Source organism: Sutcliffiella halmapala (genome assembly GCF_050107295.1).
Taxonomy (GTDB): domain Bacteria; phylum Bacillota; class Bacilli; order Bacillales; family Bacillaceae_I; genus Sutcliffiella_A; species Sutcliffiella_A halmapala_A.
On the sequence record NZ_JBNIKR010000009.1, the window covers coordinates 114,825 to 140,359 of the forward strand.

General features: G+C 40.3%; 32 protein-coding genes, 1 pseudogene and 1 riboswitch. Of the genes and pseudogenes, 28 read left to right on the top strand and 5 right to left on the bottom strand.

The genetic code is table 11. The annotated features are described in order from the left end of the window. Nucleotides 1-3: 3 nt before the first annotated feature. From metX to ACQCT5_RS15740, 3 genes are all read left to right on the top strand, one after another. Nucleotides 4-1,104, top strand: coding sequence for a homoserine O-acetyltransferase MetX (gene metX, locus ACQCT5_RS15730; RefSeq protein ID WP_499642944.1), 1,101 nt, complete (start codon nt 4-6; stop codon nt 1,102-1,104). Next, a complete protein-coding gene (locus ACQCT5_RS15735) occupies nt 1,097-2,302 on the top strand; it encodes a homoserine dehydrogenase (protein ID WP_499642945.1) in 1,206 nt (401 codons plus the stop codon). Before metX ends, ACQCT5_RS15735 begins: the two co-directional genes overlap by 8 nt. Nucleotides 2,303-2,457: 155 nt before the next feature. Then, nucleotides 2,458-3,480: a YkvI family membrane protein gene (locus tag ACQCT5_RS15740; RefSeq protein WP_499642946.1), complete on the top strand. Its 1,023-nt coding sequence runs from the start codon at nt 2,458-2,460 to the stop codon at nt 3,478-3,480. Nucleotides 3,481-3,543: 63 nt separating this feature from the next. On the opposite strand, the gene ACQCT5_RS15745 is transcribed toward ACQCT5_RS15740, so the two are convergent. After that, nucleotides 3,544-3,945 (bottom strand): ATP synthase subunit C-like protein, encoded by a 402-nt coding sequence (locus tag ACQCT5_RS15745; RefSeq protein ID WP_499642947.1) that lies wholly within the window; start codon nt 3,943-3,945, stop codon nt 3,544-3,546. 73 nt (nt 3,946-4,018) lie between these two features. Continuing rightward, on the bottom strand, nt 4,019-4,630 hold the full coding sequence (locus tag ACQCT5_RS15750; protein WP_499642948.1) for a CPBP family intramembrane glutamic endopeptidase: 612 nt from the start codon (nt 4,628-4,630) through the stop codon (nt 4,019-4,021). A gap of 115 nt (nt 4,631-4,745) precedes the next feature. Between ACQCT5_RS15750 and ACQCT5_RS15755 the strand changes: the two genes are divergently transcribed. From ACQCT5_RS15755 to ACQCT5_RS15765, 3 genes are all read left to right on the top strand, one after another. Then, nucleotides 4,746-4,868 (top strand): DUF6254 family protein, encoded by a 123-nt coding sequence (locus tag ACQCT5_RS15755; protein WP_417897128.1) that lies wholly within the window; start codon nt 4,746-4,748, stop codon nt 4,866-4,868. A 172-nt stretch (nt 4,869-5,040) separates the two neighbouring features. Continuing rightward, nucleotides 5,041-5,805, top strand: coding sequence for a hypothetical protein (locus ACQCT5_RS15760; RefSeq protein WP_499642949.1), 765 nt, complete (start codon nt 5,041-5,043; stop codon nt 5,803-5,805). Nucleotides 5,806-5,821: 16 nt separating this feature from the next. Then, on the top strand, nt 5,822-6,280 hold the full coding sequence (locus ACQCT5_RS15765) for a hypothetical protein (protein ID WP_499642950.1): 459 nt from the start codon (nt 5,822-5,824) through the stop codon (nt 6,278-6,280). A gap of 110 nt (nt 6,281-6,390) precedes the next feature. Here ACQCT5_RS15765 and ACQCT5_RS15770 read toward each other — a convergent pair whose 3' ends face one another. Further along, nucleotides 6,391-7,722, bottom strand: coding sequence for a DUF2254 domain-containing protein (locus tag ACQCT5_RS15770; RefSeq protein WP_499642951.1), 1,332 nt, complete (start codon nt 7,720-7,722; stop codon nt 6,391-6,393). Between the two features lie 110 nt (nt 7,723-7,832). Further along, nucleotides 7,833-7,878, top strand: a riboswitch (PreQ1 riboswitch). 129 nt (nt 7,879-8,007) lie between these two features. On the opposite strand from ACQCT5_RS15770, the gene queC reads away from it, so the two are divergent. From queC to ACQCT5_RS15800, 6 genes are all read left to right on the top strand, one after another. Continuing rightward, complete coding sequence (gene queC, locus ACQCT5_RS15775) at nt 8,008-8,679, top strand: 7-cyano-7-deazaguanine synthase QueC (protein WP_499642952.1); 672 nt, start codon at nt 8,008-8,010, stop codon at nt 8,677-8,679. Continuing rightward, the gene (gene queD, locus ACQCT5_RS15780; RefSeq protein ID WP_499642953.1) at nt 8,676-9,119 is read left to right on the top strand and encodes a 6-carboxytetrahydropterin synthase QueD; all 444 of its coding nucleotides are present in this window, start codon (nt 8,676-8,678) and stop codon (nt 9,117-9,119) included. Before queC ends, queD begins: the two co-directional genes overlap by 4 nt. Next, nucleotides 9,119-9,838, top strand: a complete 720-nt coding sequence (gene queE / locus ACQCT5_RS15785) for a 7-carboxy-7-deazaguanine synthase QueE (protein ID WP_499642954.1) — start codon at nt 9,119-9,121, stop codon at nt 9,836-9,838. The genes queD and queE overlap by 1 nt, the downstream gene beginning before the upstream one ends. 18 nt (nt 9,839-9,856) lie before the next feature. Further along, a complete protein-coding gene (queF, locus tag ACQCT5_RS15790; protein ID WP_499642955.1) occupies nt 9,857-10,354 on the top strand; it encodes a preQ(1) synthase in 498 nt (165 codons plus the stop codon). A gap of 161 nt (nt 10,355-10,515) precedes the next feature. Further along, complete coding sequence (locus ACQCT5_RS15795; RefSeq protein ID WP_499642957.1) at nt 10,516-11,184, top strand: oxidoreductase; 669 nt, start codon at nt 10,516-10,518, stop codon at nt 11,182-11,184. Between the two features lie 89 nt (nt 11,185-11,273). After that, nucleotides 11,274-11,588: an AbrB/MazE/SpoVT family DNA-binding domain-containing protein gene (locus tag ACQCT5_RS15800; RefSeq protein WP_499642959.1), complete on the top strand. Its 315-nt coding sequence runs from the start codon at nt 11,274-11,276 to the stop codon at nt 11,586-11,588. Between the two features lie 101 nt (nt 11,589-11,689). Here the strand turns inward: ACQCT5_RS15800 and ACQCT5_RS15805 are convergent, their stop codons facing one another. Then, on the bottom strand, nt 11,690-11,872 hold the full coding sequence (locus ACQCT5_RS15805) for a YkvS family protein (protein ID WP_204418265.1): 183 nt from the start codon (nt 11,870-11,872) through the stop codon (nt 11,690-11,692). Between the two features lie 351 nt (nt 11,873-12,223). Here ACQCT5_RS15805 and ykzS point away from each other — a divergent pair, with 351 nt between their 5' ends. Next, a complete protein-coding gene (ykzS, locus tag ACQCT5_RS15810) occupies nt 12,224-12,418 on the top strand; it encodes a protein YkzS (protein WP_499642961.1) in 195 nt (64 codons plus the stop codon). Between the two features lie 53 nt (nt 12,419-12,471). Here ykzS and ACQCT5_RS15815 read toward each other — a convergent pair whose 3' ends face one another. Next, the gene (locus ACQCT5_RS15815) at nt 12,472-12,945 is read right to left on the bottom strand and encodes a sigma-70 family RNA polymerase sigma factor (RefSeq protein ID WP_499642963.1); all 474 of its coding nucleotides are present in this window, start codon (nt 12,943-12,945) and stop codon (nt 12,472-12,474) included. Nucleotides 12,946-13,151: 206 nt separating this feature from the next. Between ACQCT5_RS15815 and ACQCT5_RS15820 the strand changes: the two genes are divergently transcribed. The 15 genes and pseudogenes from ACQCT5_RS15820 (at nt 13,152) to ACQCT5_RS15890 (ending at nt 25,369) form a co-directional block, all read left to right on the top strand. Continuing rightward, nucleotides 13,152-13,484, top strand: coding sequence for a hypothetical protein (locus ACQCT5_RS15820; protein WP_499642965.1), 333 nt, complete (start codon nt 13,152-13,154; stop codon nt 13,482-13,484). Between the two features lie 248 nt (nt 13,485-13,732). Then, nucleotides 13,733-15,163 carry a spore germination protein gene (locus tag ACQCT5_RS15825; protein WP_499643119.1) on the top strand — a complete coding sequence of 477 codons (1,431 nt, stop codon included), beginning with the start codon at nt 13,733-13,735 and terminating at the stop codon, nt 15,161-15,163. Between the two features lie 30 nt (nt 15,164-15,193). Beyond that, on the top strand, nt 15,194-16,288 hold the full coding sequence (locus ACQCT5_RS15830; RefSeq protein ID WP_499643121.1) for a GerAB/ArcD/ProY family transporter: 1,095 nt from the start codon (nt 15,194-15,196) through the stop codon (nt 16,286-16,288). Then, complete coding sequence (locus tag ACQCT5_RS15835) at nt 16,275-17,348, top strand: Ger(x)C family spore germination protein (RefSeq protein ID WP_499642967.1); 1,074 nt, start codon at nt 16,275-16,277, stop codon at nt 17,346-17,348. Before ACQCT5_RS15830 ends, ACQCT5_RS15835 begins: the two co-directional genes overlap by 14 nt. 62 nt (nt 17,349-17,410) lie before the next feature. After that, nucleotides 17,411-18,373 carry a nucleoside hydrolase gene (locus ACQCT5_RS15840; protein WP_499642969.1) on the top strand — a complete coding sequence of 321 codons (963 nt, stop codon included), beginning with the start codon at nt 17,411-17,413 and terminating at the stop codon, nt 18,371-18,373. A 129-nt stretch (nt 18,374-18,502) separates the two neighbouring features. Beyond that, nucleotides 18,503-18,880 carry a cytochrome-c oxidase gene (locus tag ACQCT5_RS15845; RefSeq protein ID WP_499642971.1) on the top strand — a complete coding sequence of 126 codons (378 nt, stop codon included), beginning with the start codon at nt 18,503-18,505 and terminating at the stop codon, nt 18,878-18,880. Nucleotides 18,881-19,015: 135 nt separating this feature from the next. Continuing rightward, nucleotides 19,016-19,827: pseudogene (locus ACQCT5_RS15850) on the top strand (AAC(3) family N-acetyltransferase). Between the two features lie 4 nt (nt 19,828-19,831). Continuing rightward, complete coding sequence (locus ACQCT5_RS15855) at nt 19,832-20,158, top strand: TIGR04104 family putative zinc finger protein (protein ID WP_499642972.1); 327 nt, start codon at nt 19,832-19,834, stop codon at nt 20,156-20,158. A gap of 24 nt (nt 20,159-20,182) precedes the next feature. Next, entirely contained in the window at nt 20,183-20,341 is a 159-nt protein-coding gene (locus tag ACQCT5_RS15860; RefSeq protein ID WP_204418274.1) for a hypothetical protein, read from the top strand. Nucleotides 20,342-20,860: 519 nt separating this feature from the next. Next, complete coding sequence (locus tag ACQCT5_RS15865) at nt 20,861-21,640, top strand: hypothetical protein (protein ID WP_499642973.1); 780 nt, start codon at nt 20,861-20,863, stop codon at nt 21,638-21,640. Then, nucleotides 21,637-22,017, top strand: coding sequence for a GntR family transcriptional regulator (locus tag ACQCT5_RS15870; RefSeq protein WP_499642974.1), 381 nt, complete (start codon nt 21,637-21,639; stop codon nt 22,015-22,017). The genes ACQCT5_RS15865 and ACQCT5_RS15870 overlap by 4 nt, the downstream gene beginning before the upstream one ends. Beyond that, entirely contained in the window at nt 22,010-22,711 is a 702-nt protein-coding gene (locus ACQCT5_RS15875; RefSeq protein ID WP_499642975.1) for an ABC transporter ATP-binding protein, read from the top strand. Before ACQCT5_RS15870 ends, ACQCT5_RS15875 begins: the two co-directional genes overlap by 8 nt. Next, nucleotides 22,708-23,475: a hypothetical protein gene (locus ACQCT5_RS15880; RefSeq protein WP_499642977.1), complete on the top strand. Its 768-nt coding sequence runs from the start codon at nt 22,708-22,710 to the stop codon at nt 23,473-23,475. Before ACQCT5_RS15875 ends, ACQCT5_RS15880 begins: the two co-directional genes overlap by 4 nt. 21 nt (nt 23,476-23,496) lie before the next feature. Continuing rightward, nucleotides 23,497-24,411: an ABC transporter ATP-binding protein gene (locus tag ACQCT5_RS15885; protein ID WP_499642979.1), complete on the top strand. Its 915-nt coding sequence runs from the start codon at nt 23,497-23,499 to the stop codon at nt 24,409-24,411. Between the two features lies 1 nt (nt 24,412). Then, the gene (locus ACQCT5_RS15890) at nt 24,413-25,369 is read left to right on the top strand and encodes an ABC transporter permease (protein WP_499642981.1); all 957 of its coding nucleotides are present in this window, start codon (nt 24,413-24,415) and stop codon (nt 25,367-25,369) included. Nucleotides 25,370-25,535: the final 166 nt, after the last annotated feature.

Below are 25,535 nucleotides of genomic sequence, written 5' to 3' on the forward strand. Positions count from 1 at the left end.
ACAGTGACGGAGAGTGATTGCAAAACAACTGCCGGTAGTGTACGGATCGAGCGACTGGTGCTTGAGAGTGGAGAAGTATTGGAGAAGGTGGAAATTGCCTATGAAAGGGTGGGAAACAAAAATAGGGAACTTATTATCGTCTGCCATGCCCTGACAGGAAACCAATTTGCAAAAGGGTCAGAGGAGGAAAAAGGGTGGTGGCATTCCTTCATTGGTCCTGGATCTTATATTGATACAAAAGACTATCAAGTAATAACGATGAATGTTCTAGGAGGGTGTAATGGCTCCACAGGTCCAACCTCCATGAATCCAAAAACTGGTGAAAAATATGGAAGGAAGTTTCCGTCTGTCACAATCAGAGATATGGTGCATGCTCAATATTTGGCACTAAGGGAGCTTGGGTATTCCGAAGCCAAAGCTGTTATTGGGGGATCTCTTGGGGGAATGCAGGTGCTCGAATGGGGAGTATTATATCCGGATTTTGCAGATATTCTTATTCCTATGGCTGTAACCCCTTATTTTACTGATTATGCACTCGCTTTTAACTGTATTGGAAGAAGGGCCATTATGACAGACCCACTTTGGAATAATGGAGATTACCAGGAAAATGAAATATTGAAAGGCCTTGAAATAGCCAGAATGGTTGGTCTGGTAACCTATCGCTCTGCCAGTTTATTCAATCATCGTTTTAACAGGGAACAGAAACGAACGCAAGAGGATTCTGTCGTTGAATATCAGGTGGACTCCTATATGAAATACCAGGGTGAGAAATTCACACGACGATTTGATGCCAACAGCTATCTTTGTCTCTTGCAGGCAATGGACCAATATGATATTGGCTGGGAACGGAACGGTTGGAGGAGAGCACTGAGCCAAATAAAAAGTAAAGTATGCATGATAGGCTTTTCAAAAGACCTGCTCTATCCCACTAGTATGATAAGTGAAACAGTGGAGGAACTGAAAGCCCATGGAAAATCAGCAATTTTTGTTGAGGTCGAAACAGAGTTCGGACATGATGGCTTTTTAGTTGAGTTTGACAAATGGGGGATGGAAGTGAAGCGATTGCTTGAGGAAAAAGAGAGAAGGGAAGTGACTCATGTCTAAAATAAATGTAGCTCTATTGGGATATGGAACGGTTGGAAAGGGTGTATACAGTACGATTGAATCCCATCAAAACCGTTTACAGAGGCTTTTGGGAAAAGAGGTTAATGTTGTCGCTATACTTGTTCAAAATTTAGAAAAGCATGTGGCGCCGGATGAAAAGGTTCTTCTTACCTCGAACTTTGAGGATATTCTGTCACTTCCGGATCTTCATATTGTCATTGATGCCATTGTCGGCAGGGAACCTGGATTCACTTATCTTAAAAAAGCAATCGTTAAGGGGTGTCATGTTGTTACTGCGAATAAAGAAATGTTTGCATTTCATGGAACCGAGCTGCAGGCATTGGCTTTGGAAAAAGGAGTTGGCCTAGGCTATGAGGCGACCGTAGCGGGAGGAATCCCCATCATCCAAACGATTAGACAGCTTCTTCAGGTCAATCATTTTCAAAAAATCGAGGGTATTCTTAACGGAACCTCCAACTTTATTTTAACGAACATGAGGAAGTTGGGCAGCACTTTTGCTGAGACGCTTCAGCTTGCAAAAGAAAATGGATATGCTGAATCTGATCCTACCAATGATATTGAAGGACATGATGCTCTTTATAAAGGATTAGTATTGAGTCAGCTGATTTATGGAGATCAGCCCTGTATCAAAGGCGTAATAAGAAAGGGAATAACACACATTCAGCCGCAGCATATGAAGGTTGCAGAGGAAGCGGATTTGAGGTTCAAACATGTGGTCACTCTCTTCAAGTCAAACAATGAAATACAATGTAAGGTGGAGCCTGTTCTTGTATCAGATTCCCATCCTTTCTATCAGGTCGAAGGGGTTCAAAACAGTGTTTCCATTACAACCGATCTATTGGGGACTTTGCAGCTGCAGGGTCCAGGGGCTGGCATGTTTCCTACAGCGAGTGCAGTACTAGAAGACATCATTCAGTTGGAAAAAGAACCCAAAGCATCTCCTGCGGCAAATGATTCTGTTACTGACCAGGATTCTTTATTAAAATGGGTTGTCTTTGGTGAATACCCTGAAATAGAAAATTTCGGACAAAACATTTCGGTCATCGAAAAGCTGGATGATACAGCCTGGATTATAGAGGGTGAGGATATTCCTTCAGGGGTGGCACAAAGTTCGAGTGCAACCATGTTCCCGTTAAAAGGGAGGTATGAAAGGAAGAAGTTGCCCCTCCAAGTTTAATAGTTACTAGCAAATACTTGTTAGCGGAATGTTTAAAAAGCCCTTATCAAAAAACGCTTCTTTCCTGACTGCCTGTCTCATATAATGTGACAAGCAGTTTTTTCATTTTCAATGTGGAGAGGACGCAAAAAAATGGTTTAGGGGTGGGGGCGCGGTTGAGTAGAAGTTGGCTTGGTGCCTTTCAGATAGGTGCGGTTTATGTTGGGACAATAGTGGGAGCAGGTTTTGCAACCGGTAAAGAGATTGTCCAATTTTTCACCCAATATGGGTGGGTAGGATTCTTCTCCATCTTAATCAGTGGGTTTTTATTCATTTGGCTTGGCACGAAAATGATGCTGGTTTCCAAGAGGATAAAGGCGACTTCCTATAAAGAGTTTAATGAATATCTGTTTGGGGTGTCTGCGGGTACAGTAGTCAACCTCTTCATGCTCATCATTTTGACCTGCGTCGGAGCTGTGATGCTATCCGGGGCAGGCGCTGTATTTGAAGAACAGCTGGGATGGCATTATCAGTTTGGGTTAGTGTTGACAGTCGGATTGGCTGTGTGTGTTGTATTAATAGGTGTCAAAGGGTTGGTGGGTGTCAACATTGTGGTGGTGCCTGTCATGATCGGCTTCAGCTTTTTCATTGCAGGAAATGCCTTAATGGAGCACGGCCTTGATTTCCTGACACTATCATCGCAGCAGCCGTCATGGAAAGGGTGGATTTCCCCTGTTACCTATGTCGCCTTTAACTTGGCAATGGCTCAACCTGTTCTTGTACCCCTTGCGACAGAGGTCGATGACGAATGGATCATTAAGCGTGGTGGCTTTATTGGTGGCCTTGTCCTTTGCTTCATCTTGATAACCTGTCATATCTCCATCGCCTCCCTGCCGAATTTCCAGACGTATGAAATTCCTATGGCAGAGGTTGTGAAGGTTGGGATGATTTCCTTTTTCGGTATGTATGTGTTTGTCATTTATGGGGAGATTTTCACTTCTGTTGTCAGCGATATTTTCGGTTTGCAGCGTCAGTTGGAAAGCATGTGGAATATTCCACGCTACATCGTAACGATTGTTTTGGTTTCAATTATATATACGATCAGCCAAATCGGCTACGGAAGTTTAATTGAACACCTCTACCCACTATTCGGCTATATAAGCATTGCATTTCTGATACTTTTGATTGTGAGGAAATGAGACAGGCAGGAAAACCGTTCACGGTTTCCTGCCTGTCTTCATATTATTAAATATCTCAAGTTGTCATCTTACAAACATCGCTACTATGGCTACTACAGGAATGGCTGCCATTAAAGCATTTCCTACAAGGAAAAGGGAATTAATCGTACTTTTGACTTCCGGGTAGTTCGCTACGAGTTCATTTCGTTTTAGAAGGTTTATAACGGCATTTATCACGACACTAACCACGACTATCACTAATGGGATGATAAGGTCTGCGCTTGAATCGGCCAATGTCATAAATCCAAACACAATCAGTACGATCGGAAGAGCTTCAATAAATGCTACAAACATAAAAAGTCTAGTTTGTATTTGAGAGATGTTCTCCGGGTGTTTAGCCAGCTGTTCCATACTTGACCTAAGAAGTATAGCTATTCCAAAGCAAGCAACAACAGCTGCAATAACAAATAGATAAATGGCATCCATACTTTTTTCCTCCTTTTAATATTACTCCAAGAAATCATTTTACCTTATTAAGACTGGAAGGGGAATCCAATCATTAAAAGTTCAAGGGCATTACTACAAGCAACCAGATATCAAACACCAAATGGGATACAATGATCAGCACCAGGGATCTTTTCCATTCGAATAATGCACCCCAGGCGACCCCGGCTGTAAATGCAGCAGCCACAAGCATAAGGTTTCCGGACCATAGATGTGCAAATGTATAAAGGCAGGCAGCAATCATAACACCTGCAGGACCGTTTTTCCATTTTGAAATTGCATCCTGTATATACCCTCTCCAGAAAATTTCCTCACCCGGTACAATAATGAATACCAATAGCAGATAATGCCATATTTCTGATGGACCCACAATCGTATATAACTCTTTAACTTGTGAAAGAAAAGGAAGATCAAAGAATTTGATAACAAAATAGGTCGAGAGAAAAATAAGATAAAGCAAACTACCTGTAATGGCACCAAAGAATATAGATTTAATGGATGGTATTAGTGATATATCACCTTGGCGTCCAAACTTCAGGCTTGTGAAAAGCAAAAGCGATAGTGCTAGCGGGAACAAAAGCCAAAACAAACCCTTGAAAGTAAAGCTGATACCAATCAAGATATTGGCCAATATCCACAATGGCAGGACTGATCTAATTCGACTCATCATCAACATTCCTTTATTGTTATTGCAACTATTGTAGCAGAAGAACATGACTTTCGAATAATTGTTTTTCTATATACAAATCATAAGAACAAGCTTGCGAAAGGAGCAGATATGGATGACACAATCTAAAAGTCAGCAGGAACGACAAAGAAAAGTACGAAAGCAATCACAAAATGAGCATGGGAAAGTCAAGAGCTTCGAACAATTAGCGGATGAAGCTGGAAAAAAGAGCAATTAAATAAATTCTCTTATAATAAATGGCACATCAAGTTGGGTGTGCCATTTATTTTATCCGCTTTTAAGATATATCAAAAATAATACTTATGTCCCGTTTTCCCCTGCTGTTGCATAGTAGCCGAGTGTCCATCGCATACTATGGGAAGAAATAACAGGTGAATGGGGTAGGCAGAATGGCGGAAAGCTACAAGAAAAAGAGATATGCTGCGATTATCAGTCCGTTTACGACGAGCATCCTTCATTATCGTAAGCCTTTTGTTGTGGCGTGGTGGGCTGCTTCATTCCCCGGATTTGGCCATTTTATGCTTAATAAGTATTTAACAGCATTTATTTTAATCTCCTGGGAAGTCTTAATTAACTACGCTGCCCATCTGAACGAAGCTATCTATCTGTCCATGATAGGTAGGTTTGAGGATGCAGTGGTGGTTTTAGATCAGCGCTGGATCATCCTTTACATTATCATTTACGTGTTTTCCATATGGGATAGCTACCGTTTGACTGTAGAAATGAATAAACATTACACCATGGCTTATCGGGATGATTTTCCGATTATCATCAAAAATACGAGTTCGCTTGAAATAAATCTTATCGACAAAAAGAGCCCAATCCTTGCTTTAATCTGGTCATTATTGACACCAGGACTAGGGAATTTATATGTTACCAGGATACTATCCGTCATATTTATCTTAACTTGGTGGCTGATTATCACATACCAGGCGAATGTATATACCGCCATCCACTTAACATTAATGGGAGATTTCAGTCACGCCAGCCAGGCATTAATACCTCAATGGTTACTATTTATCCCATCCATCTATTGTTTTGCAGCGTATGATTCCTATGTAAGCGCAGTGGAGATCAATAAGCTCATTGACAGATATATGAGCAGAGAGCTGAAGGAAAAATACCAGGACCTAGAATTTAAAATGCCATTATAGAAAAGAGTTGAATGTAATGTACATTTTCGCGACATTTAAATATACCATGGAAATGGAAATTACATTACGTGAATTGGAAGAACTCGGTCTATCTAAAGAACAGTTGCTTGTCATTCCTTTGGATAAAATCAAATACCAATCCAAAATGATTGATTCCATGCATCGTTCAGATGGACGGAGTTTAATGGATTTATCTGCAATTTTTGGTATCATCTTTATGTTACTGGGGGTTATCTATGGATATGTTTTATATTTGGGACCAATTCTATGGGGACTTTTCGGATTGGTTTTTGGGGTGGTATTAGGCTTTCTGGTCGACTATTATACTACGAAGAAAAGTGAGAAGAATATGAGAAAGCGTGGATCGGATGCAGATTTGATTCTGATGATACGTTGTGACAAAGAGAAACTGGAAACAATAGAAAAAGTCCTATGGAATAATCTTGTTTTAGGGGTAGGTGTCCTGGAAAGATAAAAAGGCTTTTAATATCAGGTTCCTGGAATAGGTGCCTTTTTTTGCGTGGTCAGCAAATCCAAGCTCCCTCCTTTTCCAAGATGTACGATGGGAAAGGAGGAATATAAATTTTAGTGGAACATCAGATTTTTGTATTCGCTTGAATGTCCGAGAGAAAACAATAAGTTTTTTAGATTCTGATTAAGTTGTTGTTTCTCCAGCTCCAGATAGATTTCGCTTTTTATCGCTTCAAGTGTGTGCTTCGTAAACTTCCATATCGCCTCTTTTCTGGATGAGGTGGAATGATTGGAGATAATGGTGAAAGCATGAAAAACCGAAGCGATTACATCAATATCCTCTTTACCATAACGGATGATTGGAGCGAAAGCGATATTTAGATATTCAAAAAAGTCAGGAGTTCGGACGATGACTCTTAAGTTCCGATTTTTATCATTGAAATACGGTTCAGGTCCATTCAGAGAGCTCAGTCTGGAAAATAGCGTACTTAACTGCTCAATGCAATGGACTGCAGTACTGGGATCGTTGATGCCGGAGGACAGGGCCCGTACACCGATCTCTGTTACCTTTCTAATGCCAAATTCCACATCCTCCAATGGAGCTCGTGCAAGGGAGACGGTTATCTTTGTCATGAATTCATCTGTATGGATGACTTTTTCGTTTTGGAAAATGGACAACAAGGGAGTATCCTCGTTCACATAGTCACCTTGCTGCCTTTCCACACGTACAATGCATTCGTATCTACAAGCTGCATTAACCAGTGCTTGTACATCAATGTATTGAACATATCCGGGTTTTTCACTCATAAGGATGATGGGCTCTTTTGTCGCAATCTCATTGCCTTCCCAATCATCCCAAGGAGCGTCAGCTTTCTTAGAACCCCATTGATCATACAAATCCTCAATACTATCAATAGTCTCTATCGTAATGTTATGGAGCAGATTACTCACTTGAATCCAGGTGGTAACATGCTGAATGAAAAAAACGAATACAATCAAACAGAGAATTGCTATTGCAACAGCAAAGGTTGGGGCAAGGAATAGCTGCTTTTCCCCGGTTTCTTTAAGAAATAGAAGCAAAAGGATACAATAGATGAATCCACCTGTAAATATTCCTAAAACCCTTTGAGTGGCATGGTCAGTAATGAAATTCTGCAAAGCCCTTGGAGAAAATTCCGATAGATAGGTGGTCAGCACGACAAGTATTGTGGAAAATGTAATAGTAGTCATTGTTAACAGAGAGGAAGCGATAGAACTCAAGATGGTCTGAGAGAGAGAAATATCAGCTAAAAATATATCGGGAATATTGCTTTCTCTGCCAGAACCAAGAACAAGGTGGTCAACGGTTAAGGTTAAAGCGGCCAACATTGCAGAGATGATACCATAAAAAGACGGCAGATACCAAAAACTGGTGCGTATACGTAAAAAGGTTGCAGATCTCGTCATTCTTTCCCCTTCTTTCTTCCTGAATAAAAGATAGTAGATTGTTATGGTGAAATATGTTATAGTAACAAAGTTAAAAAGTTAAATTGAATAAAGTCTACGCATTTGATGCAGTAGGAGAGGTTCTAGCAAATACCCTCTATAAAAAACTAAGGACTGAACATAACTATATTCCTTAGGATATAGTTTTTTTTATTTGTTCCGATGTTATACGCTAGCCTCCATCATCAGGTAGCGTTTTTTCTGTTTTGAATAGAACTAGTTCATATGTAAGGAGAGATTGATACCATGAAAAAACAAGAGAAGGCGATGGTAGTTTTTAGCGGCGGCCAGGATAGCACAACATGCTTACTATGGGCAATGAAAGAATTTGCTGATGTGGAAGCTGTCACTTTCCATTACGGTCAGCGCCATGAATTGGAGATAGAATGTGCCAGCAATATTGCGAAAGAGCTGGGAGTGAATCATCGTGTGCTGGATATGTCACTACTTAGCCAGCTGACGCCAAATGCCCTAACTCGAAATCATATTGAGATTGAGGAAAAAGAGGGAGAGCTACCTAGCACATTTGTGGATGGCAGAAACCTGTTATTCCTTTCCTTTGCAGCAGTTGCAGCAAAGCAGATGGGTGCAAAGCATATTGTTACCGGCGTATGTGAAACGGATTTCAGCGGCTATCCCGACTGCAGGGATGTCTTCATCAAATCCTTAAATGTGACCCTCAACCTTTCTATGGATTATCCATTTGTCATTGATACACCTTTGATGTGGCTGAACAAAGCGGAAACATGGCAACTGGCAGATGAACTTGGTGCCCTGGACTTCGTAAGAACCAAAACCTTGACTTGCTATAATGGCGTCATTTCAGATGGATGCGGAGAATGCCCGGCATGTAAGCTTAGAAAGCGTGGACTTGATGAGTATCTGGCAATAAAGGATAAAGGGGATGTGTCCTCATGATGCAACAGATGTATCCACAGGTTTTTCATGATTTCCAATATGAACTGAATAAGGATATGCATATTGCAGCCGCACACTATATCCCCTCTGATGCGGCGGGAAAATGCAAGCAGGTCCATGGGCATACCTACTTTGTCAATGTAACTGTTGGTGGGGATGATCTTGATGAAGCTGGCTTTTTGGTGAATTTCAAAGCCCTGAAGGTACTTTTACATGATAAGTTTGACCATACCATTTTAAATGACCATGTGGATGTCTTTCGCTCTGACAACCCTGATTACTTTCCGACAACGGAGGTAGTGGCGAGGGTCATGTGGCAAACGATCGAGAACCATCTGTCAGCACTTCCCAATAAACCGACATGCCTGCAGGTATTTGTACGTGAAACTCCTACCAGCTATGTGGTCTATCGTCCGAAAAAGAAAGGGAAGATGGATTAATGAGTACCAAACTACCAGTATTAGAGATTTTTGGACCAACCGTGCAAGGGGAAGGGATGGTCATCGGAAGAAAAACCATGTTTGTTCGGACAGCGGGCTGTGATTATCAATGTTCCTGGTGTGATTCAGCATTCACATGGGATGGCAGTGCAAAGGCCGATATCCTTCTGCTTAATCCTAAAGAGATTTTGGAGCGCTTGATAGAAATTGGTGGAAATAAATTCAATCATGTTACCATATCCGGAGGTAATCCTGCTCTTTTGAAAAAAATGGGAGAGCTTGTACAGCTCTTACATCAAAACAATATTCAGGTGGCACTTGAGACTCAAGGCAGCAGATGGCAGGATTGGCTCTGTGATATTGATGATCTGACCATTTCCCCCAAACCCCCTAGCTCCATGATGGAAACTGATTTTAACGTGCTTGATGATATCATCAAGCGTATTAAAGTGGAACAGACATCATTGAAGGTCGTAGTGTTTAATAAAGACGATCTGGCTTATGCTAAAAAGGTCCATAACAGATATCCGCAGCTATCCTTTTTTGTACAGGTGGGGAACGAAGACATCGCCACTGAAGATAATGATAAATTGATTCAAAAGCTTCTAGCTCAGTACGAATGGCTGATTGAAGAAGTGATGCAAGACGAGGAACTGAATAATGTAAGAGTGCTGCCGCAGCTGCATACCCTTGTGTGGGGAAACAAGCGCGGAGTATAGATCAAAGGAGTGTTTAACATGTCAGGAAGAAAAGATCATGAACTTGAAGGTGTCACGCTTTTAGGAAACCAAGGAACAAGCTATCTATTCAACTACTCTCCGGATGTCCTGGAGACATTTGAAAACAAGCATCCGAAAAGGGATTATTTTGTCAAATTCAATTGCCCTGAGTTCACGAGCCTATGCCCGAAAACAAATCAACCGGATTTTGCAACCATCTATATCAGCTATATTCCAGGAGAGCTGATGGTGGAAAGCAAATCACTGAAGCTTTATCTTTTCAGCTTCCGCAACCACGGCGATTTCCATGAGGATTGCATGAATATCATCATGAATGACCTCATTGAATTGATGGACCCTCGCTATATCGAAGTATGGGGCAAATTCACCCCGCGTGGCGGCATCAGCATCGATCCGTACACAAACTACGGAAAACCGGGAACAAAATATGAGGAAATGGCGCAATACAGACTGATGAACCATGACCTATATCCGGAAAAGATTGATAACCGTTAATACCCGTTAGGTACAACATCATGTTGTACCTATTTATTTGAAAATAAGGCAGGACTCCTTTTGCTTCGGACCGGAGAAGATTGGCAGATAAACCTCATTAGTTGTAGAAACTTGAAGGATTTGTTATAAAGAGAATAGAAGTAGGAAAAAGGAGAAACTTTATGAATAGTACAAAGAATGCTTTAATCCTTGGCTCTACAGGATTGGTCGGGAGTCAGTTGACGAATGAAATTTTAGAAAATTCGGAATACAAAAACGTTTTTACAATAGTAAGAAGGCCAACCAGCTTAAAAAATCCTAAGCTGAAGGAAATTGTTATAAACTTCTCAAGACTTTCCGAGAATACCGAAGCGTTTCAGGTTGACGAAGTATTCATCTGCTTAGGAACCACTCGAAAGAAGGCTGGATCGAATGAAAGTTTTATAAAGGTCGACCATGATTATGTCGTGGAAGCAGCAAAACTGGCAAAGGCTCAGGGGGTACAAAGGATTGCAGTCGTTTCTGCAATTGACGCAGACTCCGAATCCCGTTTTTTTTATAATAGAATTAAAGGTCAGATGGAAGAGGCGGTAAGTGGAATCGGAATCGCCTCCACCTACTTCTTCCGTCCTTCTTTGCTCTTGGGAGAAAGAAAGGAATTTCGACAAGGTGAAAAAGTGGGAGAATGGCTTGGAAAGGCAGTACAGCCAATATTGATTGGGAAACTAAAAAAGTACAGGCCCGTTGAAGGAAAAATAGTGGCAAAAGCAATGGTTGCATTCATGAAAAATAGTAAAAAAGGAGTGCACCATGTAGAGTCAGATCTAATACAAAAGATAGGCAGCCTATGACAAATGTTAGTTTTTCCTGTATCAACTGCAAATTTCGTTTCCGATTTGAAGTATAAGGGAATACATTTAAAAAAATAGGAGTGTATACCATGTGCCATTATAATGAATTGCGGAGAATTCGAAAATCTGGCCATTTAACCATTCCCAAAACAATACGAGAACAGCTGGAAATTTCTGATGGCGATGTATTAATGATTATGGAAAAGCCGCTGGGCCTAGTGATGAAGCCAATCGAAGAACAACATGTTTTCAACGAGTCCGTCGTTTCGAATAATGGAAAAGTGAATATACCCGTAGAAATCAGAAGAAACCTGAATATAAGCGAAGAAACCCATTTTACTGTAAAACTTGATAAAGAAAAAAGTGAGGTTGTATTAGATATTTTAGAGGAAGAAATGGGATAATTGGTGATACACAAAGCAAAAAAAGGAAGATTGCAATTGGCAACTTCCTTTACTTCCTTTTTCGTTTTGGTCATGGAAAATCCAAAGCCTTTAGAATTGAGTCAGTATTGACCTATGACTTTGTAGTTTTTATGATTGACAACTGTTCTTTGTTCAAGCTCCAGATCACGATAGTTATTCATGTAAGTAAGATCTACTATAACAGAGTTTTCATTCACTTTTTCTACTACCCCTTGCAAACCTTCTCTAAATTCAATAATATTCCCCACTTCTGCCTTTTTCATCTTCTCTCTCCTTATAAAGTTTTGTATATGTTGGAAACTAAAGAATGGATTTAAAAAAGTTATTATATACATTTTGCATTATTTTTGTAAAAACGTAAATAGTTTGAAGATAGTTTTTTCTAAATTTTCTTTTTATTTAACTGTAACACCTTTATTTTTTGGGCATATCATGGAGAGAGTAGTAATTTGTGAAGAGCAAATTAACTCTAATCATTTTATTCCTTATCCCCCATAGAATCCCTTCTCCCAAAAAAGAAGGGGTTTTTTTCTTTTCAAATGAAGTCTTTTCTGAAATAATACGATATTATAATAATAATTTGGACAGATGAAAGACGAAGGTGAGGAACAGTCATGAACGAAGAGTTAGTTACAGAAATTCTGGATAAATTGAAAGACGGGGAACTTCATCAATATCTGGTGACAAAAGAGGAGTTCATGGAATTCCGAAAAGTGCTTGTCTCAAGAGACGACTTTAAGCATTTTCGAGGAATTGCAAAACATAATGGCGAAGTAATCTACCAATACATGCAAGAGGCGAGAAGCTAACCTTATTTTAATGGGATAACAGCGGGTTCTAAGAACCGCTGTTATCCCATTTACTATAGCACTACATTTTTTAAATTTCTTAACGCTCCTCTTCTCCAGGATTTCACTGCACTCGCTGTCGCCCCTGTCTCACAGGCAATTTCCTCTATTTTCTTATTATTTATGATATATTCTACTAGCCATTTCCTTTGATTTTCTGTAAGATTCTGAGTGTAGGCTTCCATGTCTTCCCTGATGGTGGATTCTTGATATGGGATAGAAGTCAATTTGAAATCGTCCGAAGGTTCTTCTGCTGCAGCATACTTGATTTCTTTTTTTAGGAAATTAAGCAATTTTCCCCGAATGGTGGAATATGCATAGGAAGTAAATGCACCTTTTTCCGCTTCAAAAGTAACGGTAGCTTCCCAGAGTGCAATCATACCCTCCTGCAGATAATAATCTTGATTTTTATAAATGTGCAGCGAATTGATAATATGATGAATCATGGGAGTATATTGCTCTAGCACCTCTTCAAAGGGTTCCTTCATGTCTATGATCCTTTTGAAAAGCCGGCTTTTCATTATTCCGCGGTACTTACAATGTAGTTTGTTTTTAATACTCCTGCACATCTTAGAATAAATGGTATATGCATAGTCAAATGGGTAGATTATTAAGTTTTCAATGGTGTTATTTTGAAAATGGAGGTTACCTGCATTGAAATACAAAGAATTTAATAGAAAAAGGGGTAATAGCCATGGAGTATAAAAAGGAAAATGAAAATAAGCTAACCAACCAAACGATGTTTATATGGAAGAATGATCAGGAGAAGACTGTCCAGGGTTTCTTATTGTTCCCGGAAAATGTACCTGATATCCAGTACATAAAAAAACTCCTCCGTCATATTTATATGTCGAAAGAGACGATAAAGATGTCCATTTGGTTTGAAGGCGATGTTATACAGATTACAGGGCGAATTCAATCATTTCGTTATAAAGCAAACAGGCTGACGATCAAAGATATAGATAAAAACACGTACCATATCCGATTATTTGATGTGGTGGAGATTATTAGGCGTCCACAAAGATAATAGTTGTAAAAATGAAGAGTCCTTTTGCGGGCTCTTTATTTTTTTGGTAATGTAACAAATCGGGCAAGTAGAGTAATGGATTTTCTTGTATATTAAGGCGCTTTCTAGGAAAAATAACATATACAAGAATGCTTAGAGGAGGATTTAGATTGAAGAATATTTTCAAAAAGCTCTTTAAATCAACAACTAAATCTAATTCCAAGCCAGGACTTGTTGAAAATCTAACAGTAAATGAACTGATAGACCAAATGCATAAATCTGTCGACTTTCTCCGTTTTACATGCAGTACGCAGGACGGTAGAAAAAAGATCTGGGTGAACTACTATTATACTCTGATTGATACAGACTTCTTGCACAGAGATATTCTTCACACGATTACAACCAGGCCATGGAACAGTCTTGAGGATCTGAAAGACCTTCTTCCCATTGAGATAGTTACCATTTCAAAGGATTCCAATGAAATAAGGGAAAAACTGCTATCCGGTTTCATGTATCTGCAATTACATGAACATGATCAAATAGGGTTGTTGGTAAGGTCGGAGTTTGTTCAAACACGTGCAGTATCTTTGCCTGAGGTTGAATTCAGCGTCATAGGCCCAAAGGAGTCATTTGTTGAAAATATCGACTCTAACCTGAACTTGATTCGAAGAAGGTTAAAAACACCCATGTTGACGGTCGAACAGCAGCAGTTGGGGACGATTTCCAGAACGAAAATAGCTATCATCTACATTCATGGCATCACTAATAAAGATAATGTAGCTACGGTAAAAGAGCGCCTGTCAGAAGTGCAATATGATCATATTAATGATAGCTCTTATATTACGCAGCTAATCTCTGATAATGCGAATTCAATCTTTCCATTACTTTTAGATACAGAGCGACCTGATCGCGTCACCTCCGCATTGGTTGAAGGAAAAGTAGTGATTATGGTGGACGGGTCCCCACACGGATTGATTGGTCCAACCACGCTTGTGGAGTTCTTTTCTTCCTTTGAGGATTACTATTTAAGCTATTGGCTATCTTCCTTCTTCCGGTTGATCCGGCTATTTGGAGTTGCTTTCTCCATATTGGTGACTCCTGTCTATGTGGCCGTATTAACGTATCATTATGAGCTTATTCCAAAGGATCTGCTCAGTACACTGATTTCTTCCAGAAGAGAAGTACCATTGCCACCAATATTGGAAGCAATCTTTTTGGAGTTGACAATCGAATTACTGAGAGAGGCTGGAGCCCGACTACCTACAAAAGTAGGTCAAACAATCGGTATCGTGGGCGGGATCGTAATTGGAACCGCCTCGGTTGAAGCGGGATTGACCAGTAATGTTCTCCTGATCATTGTCGCATTGGCTGCACTGGCTTCCTTTACCACTCCAGTCTACAAAATGGGTAATACTATTCGTCTATTGAGGTTCCCATTCTTATTGTTTGCGGAACTTTGGGGGTTGCTCGGAATTGTCTTTTGCTTCTGCATCCTGGCTACCCATCTCCTAAGATTAACTTCCTTGAATAAGCCGTACTTGGAGCCGATCTATCCGCCGCGAGTCCAAGATATGAAAGATGCCTTATTGCGTTTTCCTTTTTCATTTCAAACAAAACGTCCTAATCAATTAAGAACCCAGAAAAAAGAGAGAATGACAATGAAGAAGAAACGTAAGCCGAAGGATATTGATGTTGAATAGCCAATGAAGGGAGGCAGAACATTGCAGCAGGTGCCAAAGAAGTTTCAGGTTTCTCCTTTTTTAGTGTTTTTTCTGATTCATAGCACAATGTTTGGTGTTGGGGCTCTTGGCTTCCAACGAATTATTGCAATGTCTGCCGGATATGATGCCTGGATAGGAATCATCATTTTTGGGTTTTATACTCAACTCATTATTTACTTCATTTACAAAATATGTGAAAAGTCCAATGGAGACCTAGCTAGTGCACACCGATTAGCTTTCGGAAAATGGCTTGGGAATCTGTTCAATCTATTTTTTGTCGTTTATTTTATGTTTACAACAGTGACCGTACTCAGAACCTATATTGAAGTGATACAGGTTTGGCTTTTTCCCGATTTTAAGACTTGGATGTTCACCCTATTCTTTCTACTTCTCGTCTATTACATCATTGAAGGTGGTTTTAGAGTGATTACCGGAATCGCGTTTCTAGGTGTCATTCTTCCATCCTATCTGGCATTGACTCTCATCTTGCCATTGGAATATGCCAACTTCAGAAACCTGTTGCCTATTTTTGATCATCCCATCAAAGATATCTTGATTTCCGGAAAAGATATGACCTTAAGCATGCTGGGGTTTGAAACCCTCCTTATTTTTTATCCATTCGTAAGCAATCCGGAAAAATCGAAAAAGTGGGCTCATTTGGGGGTGTTTATCACAACCGCTATTTATCTCTTTCTAGCCGTGGTAACCTTTGCTTATTTTAGTGAAGGGAAGTTGGAGAAAAATATATGGGCAACACTTTCTATATGGAAAATTATCGAGCTTCCATTTGTAGAACGGATGGAGTATATAGGGATAGCCAACTGGTGTTTAATCATCCTTCCAAACGTTTGCGTATTCCTATGGTGTGCAAGCCGTCTTGCAAAACGGATCTTTCATGTCAAACATAAAACGACCCTTATGATAATTACTGTCTTCGTTTATTTTATTTTACAATTATTTGAGGATAGAAAGTTGATAAACGATCTCAATAACTATTTAGGTCAGATAGGATTTTATTTGGGTTATTTATACATTCCGTGCTTGTATGTAATAGTGTCCTTTGCGAGTTGGAGAAAGGAGAAGAAGGCAAATGCTTCTGCGTAAATCTAGTATTTTCACCTTTTGTCTTTTGCTGCTAACAGGGTGCTTAGAAACGGAAATCGTTGATGATATTAATATCGAAACGGTCGAGGGCTTCGACCTGCTTGAAGGTGAAAATGTTATGGGTACCCTCTTAATACCCATTTATAAAGCGGACAAATCCATTTCCAATGAGACATTCTCTGCTGAAGCAAATCTAAATAAAGACCTTTTAAGCGAATTGCAAAAGAAATCCTCTGCGCCTATTGTAAACGGTAGTTTGGAAGTGGTGCTCTTCAATAAGGATTTGGCTGAAAAAGGAGTACTAAAATTAATTGATGCCCTTCAGAGGGATGCCAGTATCGGTACCGGATTATATCTCGCTATAGTGGATGGTCAGGTAAAAGAAATGCTAGGAGGAAATTATGGAACAGAAGGTACAGGGAGTTATTTATCAAATATGATAAAGCATAATATTGAACGACGGGATCTTCCTGCAACCAATTTACACATTTTTCTATCCGACTTTTATCAAAAGGGGAAGGACACAAATTTGCCATATCTCACACTAAAAGACGGAAAAATAGCCATCCTTGGTGCAGTAGTTATGCAGGAGGATAAGCTTGCAACAATAGTACCAAATGAAAAACTATTCTATTTTAAATTTCTTGTGGATGAATATACAGATGGGTCGGTTTCGATAGAATTACCCGGAAAAGAAGAATTTTTATCTTTAAAAAGTATTCATACAAAGAGGAAAGTCAAAGTGAAATCGATTAATAATGAACCTCATTTTGATATACATCTTCAATTGGACGGAGTTATAAGGGAATATTCCGGTGGAAAGGTGGATCCCAAAAAATTAAAGAAATTTCAAAAGGCGGTTGAAGAGGATTTGGAAAAAAACTCTTTGGAACTGATAAAATCATTTCAACAAGATAAAGTTGACCCAGTCGGCTTTGGATATGAAGCAAAAACCAGGATAAGAGGGTTTGATTTCAAAAAATGGGAAGAGCAGTATCCAAATGTAAAAATCAAGGTAACTTCAGAAGTGAGAATAATCGGAACCGGTATAACGGAATAAGGAAAAATCAGAACCCAGCAGAATATACTAGAGGAAGCCACTCAACCGAGGGGGAGATGAAAATGCCGCAAAAAGTCTTGTTATTCTGTGATCCGGGCATCGATGATTCATTGGCAATCATCTATGGGATTTTAAGTCCGAAGATTGAATTGGTCGGTATAGTGACCAGCTATGGAAATGTCAATCAAGAACAGGCTTCGCAGAATGTCGCTTATTTATTGGAATTGGCAAACAGAAACAATGTAGTTCTTATTGGTGGTGCAAAGGGTCCGTTGTCTGGCGAATTTGCGCCATTTTATCCAGAAATCCACGGGGAGGAAGGGCTAGGCCCAATCCGGCCGCCAGCCACGATTAAAGGGGAGCTGCTTAACTTTGATACGATTTTTAAAATAATTGAAGAGTATGGACAGGAGCTGCTCATTGTCGATGTAGGAAGAAGTACATCCCTCGCCTTGGCGTTCAATCTGGCCGGTGTGGAAATTATGAATTCCGTCAAGGGCTATTATTTGATGGGAGGGGCTTTTCTGGTGCCGGGAAATGTAACAGCAGGGGCAGAGGCAAACTTTTATGGAGACCAGCTTGCTGCGGATATTGTAACGAGCAAAGTGAAGAACGGGGTAGTCTACCCTCTGAACGTAACAAATGATGCAATCATTACACCGGAAATCATCAATAATATTGTGGCAACCGAAAATAATCCATACCAGCCTCTGATGAAATCCATTTTTGATTATTATTTTGAAGCATATCAGAAGCTTGTCCCAGGTATTAAAGGTAGTCCCCTGCATGATGTCCTTACCTTATTTGCCATTTCCACTCCTGAGGCATTTAAATATGTGGAGCGGAAAATTTTCATCGGGACAGGAGAGAATGACCTGCGAGGGGTAAGCATTGCCGACTTCAGGCCAAAGCCTGATATAAAACCTGGTGAGAACAAGGTCGCAATTGCCATGGAGGTTGACACAGAGCCTTTTATTGAAGATTTTATTCAAGTGATGACCAATAAACTGCCCTCCTCAGAATAATAGTTTATTAGATATATTAAACTAATCTTCTTTCATTCAATATATGGAAATTTTCTGGTTCTAAGGTATTGCTGTTACACGTATAAATAGGTGTAGATTACTAGCGTAAACAGGAATGGGGGACGGGGAATGGGAATCAGATTAATTAAGATTTCAGCAGTATATTTTTTGATTGGTGTTGGGATCGGGTATTATATGTCAAAAGCACATGATTACAGTCTTACCCCTGTTCATGTTCACATCAATCTCCTTGGTTGGAGCTCCTTGACGCTTGCGGGTATCATTTATCATTTATTCCCTTCAGTAGGAAAAACAAAGCTTGCTCTCAGTCACTACTGGCTGCATAACCTCGGCTTGCCATTAATGATGATCGGCTTGGCATTTGCAGTTCACGGCAATGACTCCTACTTGATTGCAACGATCATCGGGGCGAATCTGACTACTTTAGGTGTGATATTATTTGTAATTAATATACTGAAGAATCTTAAACAGCCTGCAGAGGCATAATAGAGTAAAGGAGGATGGACAGCTCTGGCTGCTGCACATCCTCTTCTTTATTCTTATTTTCAGATAATTATATATTTCTTTTTTCATAGATTTGGTATGATAAGAATAGATGCTTTTGGAAAAGGAAGTGATGACATGACACAACATGAAGAGGAGATAAAGTCCACATTGGTCACGAAATCCTCCTTGAAAGATGATTTAAGGAAACTTGGAATAAAAGAGAGACAAACCTTGCTTGTCCATTCTTCCCTAAGCAAAATAGGCTGGGTATGCGGGGCACAAGTAGCAGTCATTCAGGCATTGCAGGAATTGCTGACAGACAAGGGGACTCTGGTTATGCCGACTCACACCGGAGATAATAGTGATCCCAGCGAGTGGCAACATCCTCCTGTTCCTTCTGAATGGTGGGATACGATAAAAGTGGAGACACCCGCTTTCGACCCGGACATAACTCCTACCTATAAAATGGGTGTAGTACCGGAGTCGTTCCGCAGTTTTCCAAACGTTGTACGCAGCAGTCATCCGACGCTTTCCTTTGCTGCCTGGGGACAGCATAAACATTTTGTAACTGATGGACATGGTCTTGATGAGGGCTTAGGGGAGCATTCCCCACTGGCAAAATCTATGACTTGCAAGGGAGTGTCCTTTTACTTGGAGTAGACTATGAGAACAATACATCCATGCATCTTGCGGAACACCGACAGCCTGTAAGGACGCTTATAAAAGCGGGGAGTGCCCTCATGGAAGACGGAGCAAAAGTCTGGAAGGAATATCAGACAATATCCTATCAGGACGAGGTATTCAATCAGATTGGCAAAAAATTCGAGTTGGAATTTGAGGTCAATAAAGGGTATATTGGAAAAGCTTTTTCACGGTTGATGGATCAGAAGGAGCTAGTGGATTATACATATGAATATTTCTTGAAATTATCAACCTCTAAGGAGTAGAAGCATGTCATTTCAACAATGTTTAAGCTGTAAAGAAAAGATAACGTATTCCGAGAAACTGGCTTCCATATTCTTCGGTTATAGGCCCATAACGTGCAGTGCGTGTGGAACGGTCCATGAAGTGGACGAGCGATATCGATTTTTATTTTCCTTATATACAGTCATGATCCCGATTATTCTCGTTTATATCCTAACGGCAATGTTCGGCATCGAATCAAGGTTGGTTCAGGTGTTATTGGTATTACTTCTTGCGAGTGGCAGTGTTTTTTATGCCGGGAGCCGAATAAACTATCATAAAAGCAAGGTCCAGCCTATAAAAAAAGAGAAATAGGAAGGAAAGTGAAGGGGGAAAAGAATGGAATATGTCTTTTATGCTGTGATAACAGTCATCGTCATTTACATCCCGATGTTCTATCGGCTTAACCGCACCCTTAGAAAGCTCGAAGACAGAATAGTTGATCTAGAAACAAAATGGGAAACGAGAAACGTTGTTCCATTGCAAAAAAAGAAGTAAAGCGGAATTTCTATAAACAAAAACGAGAGGAACTCCAAGTGTGGAGACCCTCTCGTTTTTTGTTTTCATACCTGATTCAGTACCCAAATTAAAAATGATGCAACAATAGCTAGTGAAAGTGCATGAAGAACGAATGAACTGATAAATTCCTTTGCTAGTACTAAATAATGAAACTGACTTCTAGATTTGTTGCGGACAATTCTTCTTCCTCTTGTATCCATCACTTCACTCCCAAACACATGAAGAAATTAGTAATTTTATTATACAAAATATTCAAATAAATTTTAAGTAATTATAGAGAAATTTGTAAAAAAAACTAAATTTATGTACATCCTTGTCAGCAACTGTTGAGTAGTTCAGATGTAATTGTTTTATCGGCATAATATTTTTTATGTTTAGGGATTATGTCGAAAAAAATTAAGGAGAAAACCTATTGACGGTCAAGTTTGACTTAGTGTACTATCTAACTAGAACACAGTGTATGGTTATATTAGTACACTGGTATATTCGGGAGGGATTATGATGAATGTTGCATTCAGGGGGTTGTTAAGAAAGGAATGGTTGATTTCCAGGCAGACTTTTCTGCTAACTACACTTGGACTGCTAAGTGCGTGGCTGATATCAATTGGCTTTTCCATCTATCACGAGCAACCTGGAATCGGGCTTGTGGTGACAACAATGATAATTGGAGGGCATATTTTTTATATTACTGTCTTTTTGATCAGCGGATTGATCATGGAGGGGAAATCACAGTTGTGGCTGCACTCGCCTCAACCAGCCTTTAAAATTCTGTTAAGCAAAGTAGTAACTGGATTGTACTTGCATCTAGCCAGCTTCAGTATCTTTATCCTGGCAATTATCATACTATTTGAAGCATTTCCGAGGCTCGAAAATTTCAACTATTTCTCTTTATTTATCTCGGGGGGATTAGGGATAACAGCAATCGGGATCGAATTGGGACTCTATCTGCTATTTTATTGGGCGTTCTATCATGCAACAGGTACACACCCGGTTCTTGGTAAGTATAAGGCGCTCATTACTCTATCATTTGCTTTTCTCCTGCATTCCCTTCTTGCTTATCTCGGAGACACTTCTTTCGTAAGTTTTATTTCAGGTCTATGGCCTTTGCCATTAGATCATATCGTTGGTCTTTATTTCGAAGTGGCGGATGGGGGAGGAACCATTAATCCTGACAGCAATCAGCTGACAGTTGGCTATCTACTTCTGTATTTCTTCAGAATATCGATATGGTTTTCTATTTCAGCTTGGCTCTTGGAGAAGGTGGTGGAAGTGAAATGAGTAATAAATATGATGCGGATAAACCGATTTATCTGCAGATCATTGACCGGATAAGCAGGGAAATCGTCCGTGGGGACATTAGGCCGGGAGATAAATTGCCATCTGTCAGGGAAATGGCGATTCAATCTGGGGTCAATCCAAATACGATTCAACGAACCTATAGTGAATTGGAGAGGATGGAAGTAGTGGAAACAAAGAGGGGACAGGGGACGTTTGTCACAGAGAATATAGGGATGGTTGTGCAATTGAAGAGATCGATGCAGGCAAATGTAGTAGAGAACTTTGTCAAAAGCATGCGAGAAATAGGGGTAATGGAATCGGATATCATCAACAGTGTGGAAGAATTCTTGTCCAAGGAGGAAGAGAAGCATGATTAGATTCGATAATGTAACGAAAAGGTATGGCAAGGATTATGCGATAAAGGAAGGTAACCTTGTCCTGGAACCTGGGAAAGTAATCGGACTCCTCGGACCCAATGGCAGCGGAAAATCAACAAGCCTCAAGTTGATGGCAGGACTCGTAAAACCGAATAAAGGGGAGGTTACTGTGAATGGGGAAGTGGCAACACGAAAAGTAGCGAAGACCGTTGCTTACCTGACAGAACTGGATTTCTATTATGAACCGTTTACTGTAGGTGACATGGTCGGGTATTATGCCTCACAGTTTGAAGACTTCCGGATGGATAAAGCGGAAGAGCTGTTGCAATTCATGAAATTGGAACCGGGAAAGAAAATCAAGCAACTCTCCAAAGGAAACAGGGGAAGGTTGAAGCTTGTCCTGGCACTTGCAAGGGAAGCGGAATATATTTTACTGGATGAACCTTTTTCAGGCCTAGATCCAATGGTAAGGGACTCGATAGTAAAAAGTCTTTTGACGTATGTAGATTTTGGAAGACAGACAATTGTCATTGCCACACATGAGATCGATGAAATCGAACCTTTATTGGATGAAGTTATTTTAATAAAAAATGGAAACTTTTTGGCCCAAGAAAACGTAGAACAGATTAGGGAAGTGGAAGGGCTGTCTGTGAAGGAATGGATGATCCGTTCGTTTGAGGAGAATCTGGGATGATGGGAATGAAGGGATTGTTTTGGAAGGATTGGAAGCTTGCTAAGAAATCCTTTCTGCAGAATGTTGCGGCGATATTTGTGGCTTGGACTTTTGGCATCGGTCTTGCACATTATTATAATGAACCCACAATAGCAACCGGGATCGGAATGTTCCTACTGTTAACTCACTTATTGTATATGGGTGTAGGGTTACCTATCCTTATCCATCAAGAGACGAAAACCATGCAATGGCTTCATAATCCAAGTTCCGCTTTTGCTTTATTAACAAGTAAATTCCTTGTATCCTTTTTGTCCTTATTTTTATCTCTATCCTTAATGTTTATTTTAGTCTCTCTATCTAATAATATATTGGATACGCCGGTATGGATGGTTGGTGAACAGTGGTGGGAGTTGGCCTATCTCTTTGCTGGAATTACACTTGTGAGCGTCTATCTCGGTTTTTTGGGGCTGTTTATCTGGGTGTTATTGATCAGTGTCCGGACAAAAAGTGGCCTAGGAAGATTAAGTCAGATTCTTATTGTGTTATCTATATTTCCTATTTTCTTTGTACATCAGTGGTCAGCCGAAACGCAGCTATATACACGCATTTCGGAAATAGGAAAATTACCAATGCCTACATTTGGAGCGCAATTTGAAAATGATACGATTACTTTAGGGATGACGATGGGAGAGGTATCACTTGGGCTTATTAGCTTTTATGCCATGATTTGCGCTGGATTGATTCTCTTCTCAGCCATATGGATGGAAAAGAAAATGGAAATGTAATGCGATTAAGGGGGAAATGGAATGAATGAAATAGCTGTAAAGCTTACAAATGTCAGCAAAGAAATTAAAGGGAAAAAGATTATCAAAGACGTTTCCTTTGAGGTGTACAAAGGGGAAGTGTTCGGCTTCCTAGGACCAAACGGAGCAGGTAAAACCACTACCATTCGAATGATGGTGGGACTGATGGGCATAACGTCAGGTGATATTTTCATAGAAGGTGCCAGCATAAAGACGGATTATGAGAAAGCAGTCAGCCATGTAGGTGCAATCGTTGAAAACCCGGAAATGTACAAATTCCTTACAGGATATCAGAACCTGATGCAGTATGCACGCATGGTACCTGGGGTAACCGAAGCCCGCTTGGCGGAAGTGATTGAACTGGTAGGTTTGACGGACCGTATTAAAGAAAAGGTGAAAACCTATTCCCTCGGTATGAGGCAACGCTTGGGTATTGCACAGGCATTGCTTCATAAGCCAAAGGTGTTGATATTGGATGAACCGACAAATGGCCTGGATCCTGCAGGCATCAGGGAAATCCGTGATTACCTGCGAAAACTAGCACGCGATGAGCAGATGGCCATTGTGGTCTCGAGCCATCTATTGTCGGAAATGGAATTGATGTGTGACAGGATCGGCATCATACAACATGGTGAACTGCTTGATATCCAAAGCGTCCGTGACTTTATCCAGGATGGGGTTTCTTCCTATCAATTTAAAGTTGCACCAATGGATGAAGCACAACAATTGTTGGAATCATCCGGATTGGCAGTGACTGCGACGGATATAAATCTCCAGGTCGTCCTTGAAAAAGAGAGAGTCCCTGAAATAGTGGCAAGCCTGGTAGAAAACAAGATTGCAATTTTTGAAGTAAAAGAAGTGACAAAAACCCTCGAAGATAAATTCCTGGAAAAAACGTCACAGAAGCGGGGTGCCTAGGATGATAAAGCTTGTACAAAATGAATTGATCAAATGGTTCCGCCGTCCAAGTTTTTATGTAATGAGCATCATCCTGATCGGTCTATCCGTTATCGGCGTGGTATTTACTATCATGATGGGTTCCATGATGGATGACCCGAATCAAGGCGGGGGACAACATCTAGGCTGGAAAGAGCAGCTTCAACAGGATAACGAAAACTATAAAATGACGATGGAAAGCGAGCCCGACCGTGACTACGGATACCTGGAGCGCCGATATGCTATTAATGAATACCGCATTCAGAATGATTTGGAACCTACTACGGAAAATTCCGTGTGGACATACATTAACGACAATCTCGGATTAACAAGCATCATCACCCTGTTCGTTGTGATCATCGCAGGCGGCACGATTGCAAGTGAATTCACATGGGGCACCATCAAGCTACTCATGATCCGCCCTATTAAAAGAAGCAGGATCTTAATAGCAAAATATCTGTCCGTTCTGGTGTTCATGGTGATTTTTTTCTTTATTTTCTTCGTCACATCATTTATCGCAGGAGCCATCGCATTCGGGATGAAAAGTGCACCCGAGCTACTATATGTGAGCGGGGATGTGTTCGAGCTTCATCCGTTTTTCTATATCATGGTTAAGCTGCTCTTGAGCTCACTTGGTGTTATAATGTTCGCTACAATTGCCTTCATGATTTCAAGTGTATTCCGTAACAATTCACTTGCAATAGGTATTTCATTGTTTCTCCTGTTCACAGGAGCACAGATCACCCAATTGGTTGGAATGAAATTCGAATGGGCGAAGTATTCGCCATTCGCCAACACCAACTTCAACGCTTTAATCGATGGCATGCCAATCGTTGCCGGAACCACATTCTGGTTTTCGGTAGTGATGTATCTAATGTATTTCGTATTGCTGCATGTGGTCAGTTTCTTTACTTTTGTGAAGAGGGATATTGCAGCTTAGGGATTTATGGGGAACCACCTTTCTTGGTTTTGAGGAGAGGTGGTTTTTTTGTGCACGAAAACTTGGTTCGTGAGGAGTTTTTTGAGTTGCGTGAGAATTGTAGGGAGAAACGTGAGGATAATGGCGAGGTACGTTAGAATAGCAACTAGTTGCTTGAGAATAGGCG

Excerpts from the sequence above, each read along its gene's own strand:
- ACQCT5_RS15735 (WP_499642945.1), top strand. The coding sequence starts at position 1,097 with ATGTCTAAAATAAATGTAGCTCTATTGGGATATGGAACGGTTGGAAAG.
- ACQCT5_RS15745 (WP_499642947.1), bottom strand. The coding sequence starts at position 3,945 with ATGGATGCCATTTATCTATTTGTTATTGCAGCTGTTGTTGCTTGCTTT.
- ACQCT5_RS15750 (WP_499642948.1), bottom strand. The coding sequence starts at position 4,630 with ATGAGTCGAATTAGATCAGTCCTGCCATTGTGGATATTGGCCAATATC.
- ACQCT5_RS15755 (WP_417897128.1), top strand. The coding sequence starts at position 4,746 with ATGACACAATCTAAAAGTCAGCAGGAACGACAAAGAAAAGTACGAAAG.
- ACQCT5_RS15760 (WP_499642949.1), top strand. The coding sequence starts at position 5,041 with ATGGCGGAAAGCTACAAGAAAAAGAGATATGCTGCGATTATCAGTCCG.
- ACQCT5_RS15765 (WP_499642950.1), top strand. The coding sequence starts at position 5,822 with ATGTACATTTTCGCGACATTTAAATATACCATGGAAATGGAAATTACA.
- ACQCT5_RS15770 (WP_499642951.1), bottom strand. The coding sequence starts at position 7,722 with ATGACGAGATCTGCAACCTTTTTACGTATACGCACCAGTTTTTGGTAT.
- queC (WP_499642952.1), top strand. The coding sequence starts at position 8,008 with ATGAAAAAACAAGAGAAGGCGATGGTAGTTTTTAGCGGCGGCCAGGAT.
- queD (WP_499642953.1), top strand. The coding sequence starts at position 8,676 with ATGATGCAACAGATGTATCCACAGGTTTTTCATGATTTCCAATATGAA.
- queE (WP_499642954.1), top strand. The coding sequence starts at position 9,119 with ATGAGTACCAAACTACCAGTATTAGAGATTTTTGGACCAACCGTGCAA.
- queF (WP_499642955.1), top strand. The coding sequence starts at position 9,857 with ATGTCAGGAAGAAAAGATCATGAACTTGAAGGTGTCACGCTTTTAGGA.
- ACQCT5_RS15795 (WP_499642957.1), top strand. The coding sequence starts at position 10,516 with ATGAATAGTACAAAGAATGCTTTAATCCTTGGCTCTACAGGATTGGTC.
- ACQCT5_RS15800 (WP_499642959.1), top strand. The coding sequence starts at position 11,274 with ATGTGCCATTATAATGAATTGCGGAGAATTCGAAAATCTGGCCATTTA.
- ACQCT5_RS15805 (WP_204418265.1), bottom strand. The coding sequence starts at position 11,872 with ATGAAAAAGGCAGAAGTGGGGAATATTATTGAATTTAGAGAAGGTTTG.
- ykzS (WP_499642961.1), top strand. The coding sequence starts at position 12,224 with ATGAACGAAGAGTTAGTTACAGAAATTCTGGATAAATTGAAAGACGGG.
- ACQCT5_RS15815 (WP_499642963.1), bottom strand. The coding sequence starts at position 12,945 with ATGAAGGAACCCTTTGAAGAGGTGCTAGAGCAATATACTCCCATGATT.
- ACQCT5_RS15820 (WP_499642965.1), top strand. The coding sequence starts at position 13,152 with ATGGAGTATAAAAAGGAAAATGAAAATAAGCTAACCAACCAAACGATG.
- ACQCT5_RS15825 (WP_499643119.1), top strand. The coding sequence starts at position 13,733 with ATGCATAAATCTGTCGACTTTCTCCGTTTTACATGCAGTACGCAGGAC.
- ACQCT5_RS15835 (WP_499642967.1), top strand. The coding sequence starts at position 16,275 with ATGCTTCTGCGTAAATCTAGTATTTTCACCTTTTGTCTTTTGCTGCTA.
- ACQCT5_RS15840 (WP_499642969.1), top strand. The coding sequence starts at position 17,411 with ATGCCGCAAAAAGTCTTGTTATTCTGTGATCCGGGCATCGATGATTCA.
- ACQCT5_RS15845 (WP_499642971.1), top strand. The coding sequence starts at position 18,503 with ATGGGAATCAGATTAATTAAGATTTCAGCAGTATATTTTTTGATTGGT.
- ACQCT5_RS15855 (WP_499642972.1), top strand. The coding sequence starts at position 19,832 with ATGTCATTTCAACAATGTTTAAGCTGTAAAGAAAAGATAACGTATTCC.
- ACQCT5_RS15860 (WP_204418274.1), top strand. The coding sequence starts at position 20,183 with ATGGAATATGTCTTTTATGCTGTGATAACAGTCATCGTCATTTACATC.
- ACQCT5_RS15865 (WP_499642973.1), top strand. The coding sequence starts at position 20,861 with ATGATGAATGTTGCATTCAGGGGGTTGTTAAGAAAGGAATGGTTGATT.
- ACQCT5_RS15870 (WP_499642974.1), top strand. The coding sequence starts at position 21,637 with ATGAGTAATAAATATGATGCGGATAAACCGATTTATCTGCAGATCATT.
- ACQCT5_RS15875 (WP_499642975.1), top strand. The coding sequence starts at position 22,010 with ATGATTAGATTCGATAATGTAACGAAAAGGTATGGCAAGGATTATGCG.
- ACQCT5_RS15880 (WP_499642977.1), top strand. The coding sequence starts at position 22,708 with ATGATGGGAATGAAGGGATTGTTTTGGAAGGATTGGAAGCTTGCTAAG.
- ACQCT5_RS15885 (WP_499642979.1), top strand. The coding sequence starts at position 23,497 with ATGAATGAAATAGCTGTAAAGCTTACAAATGTCAGCAAAGAAATTAAA.
- ACQCT5_RS15890 (WP_499642981.1), top strand. The coding sequence starts at position 24,413 with ATGATAAAGCTTGTACAAAATGAATTGATCAAATGGTTCCGCCGTCCA.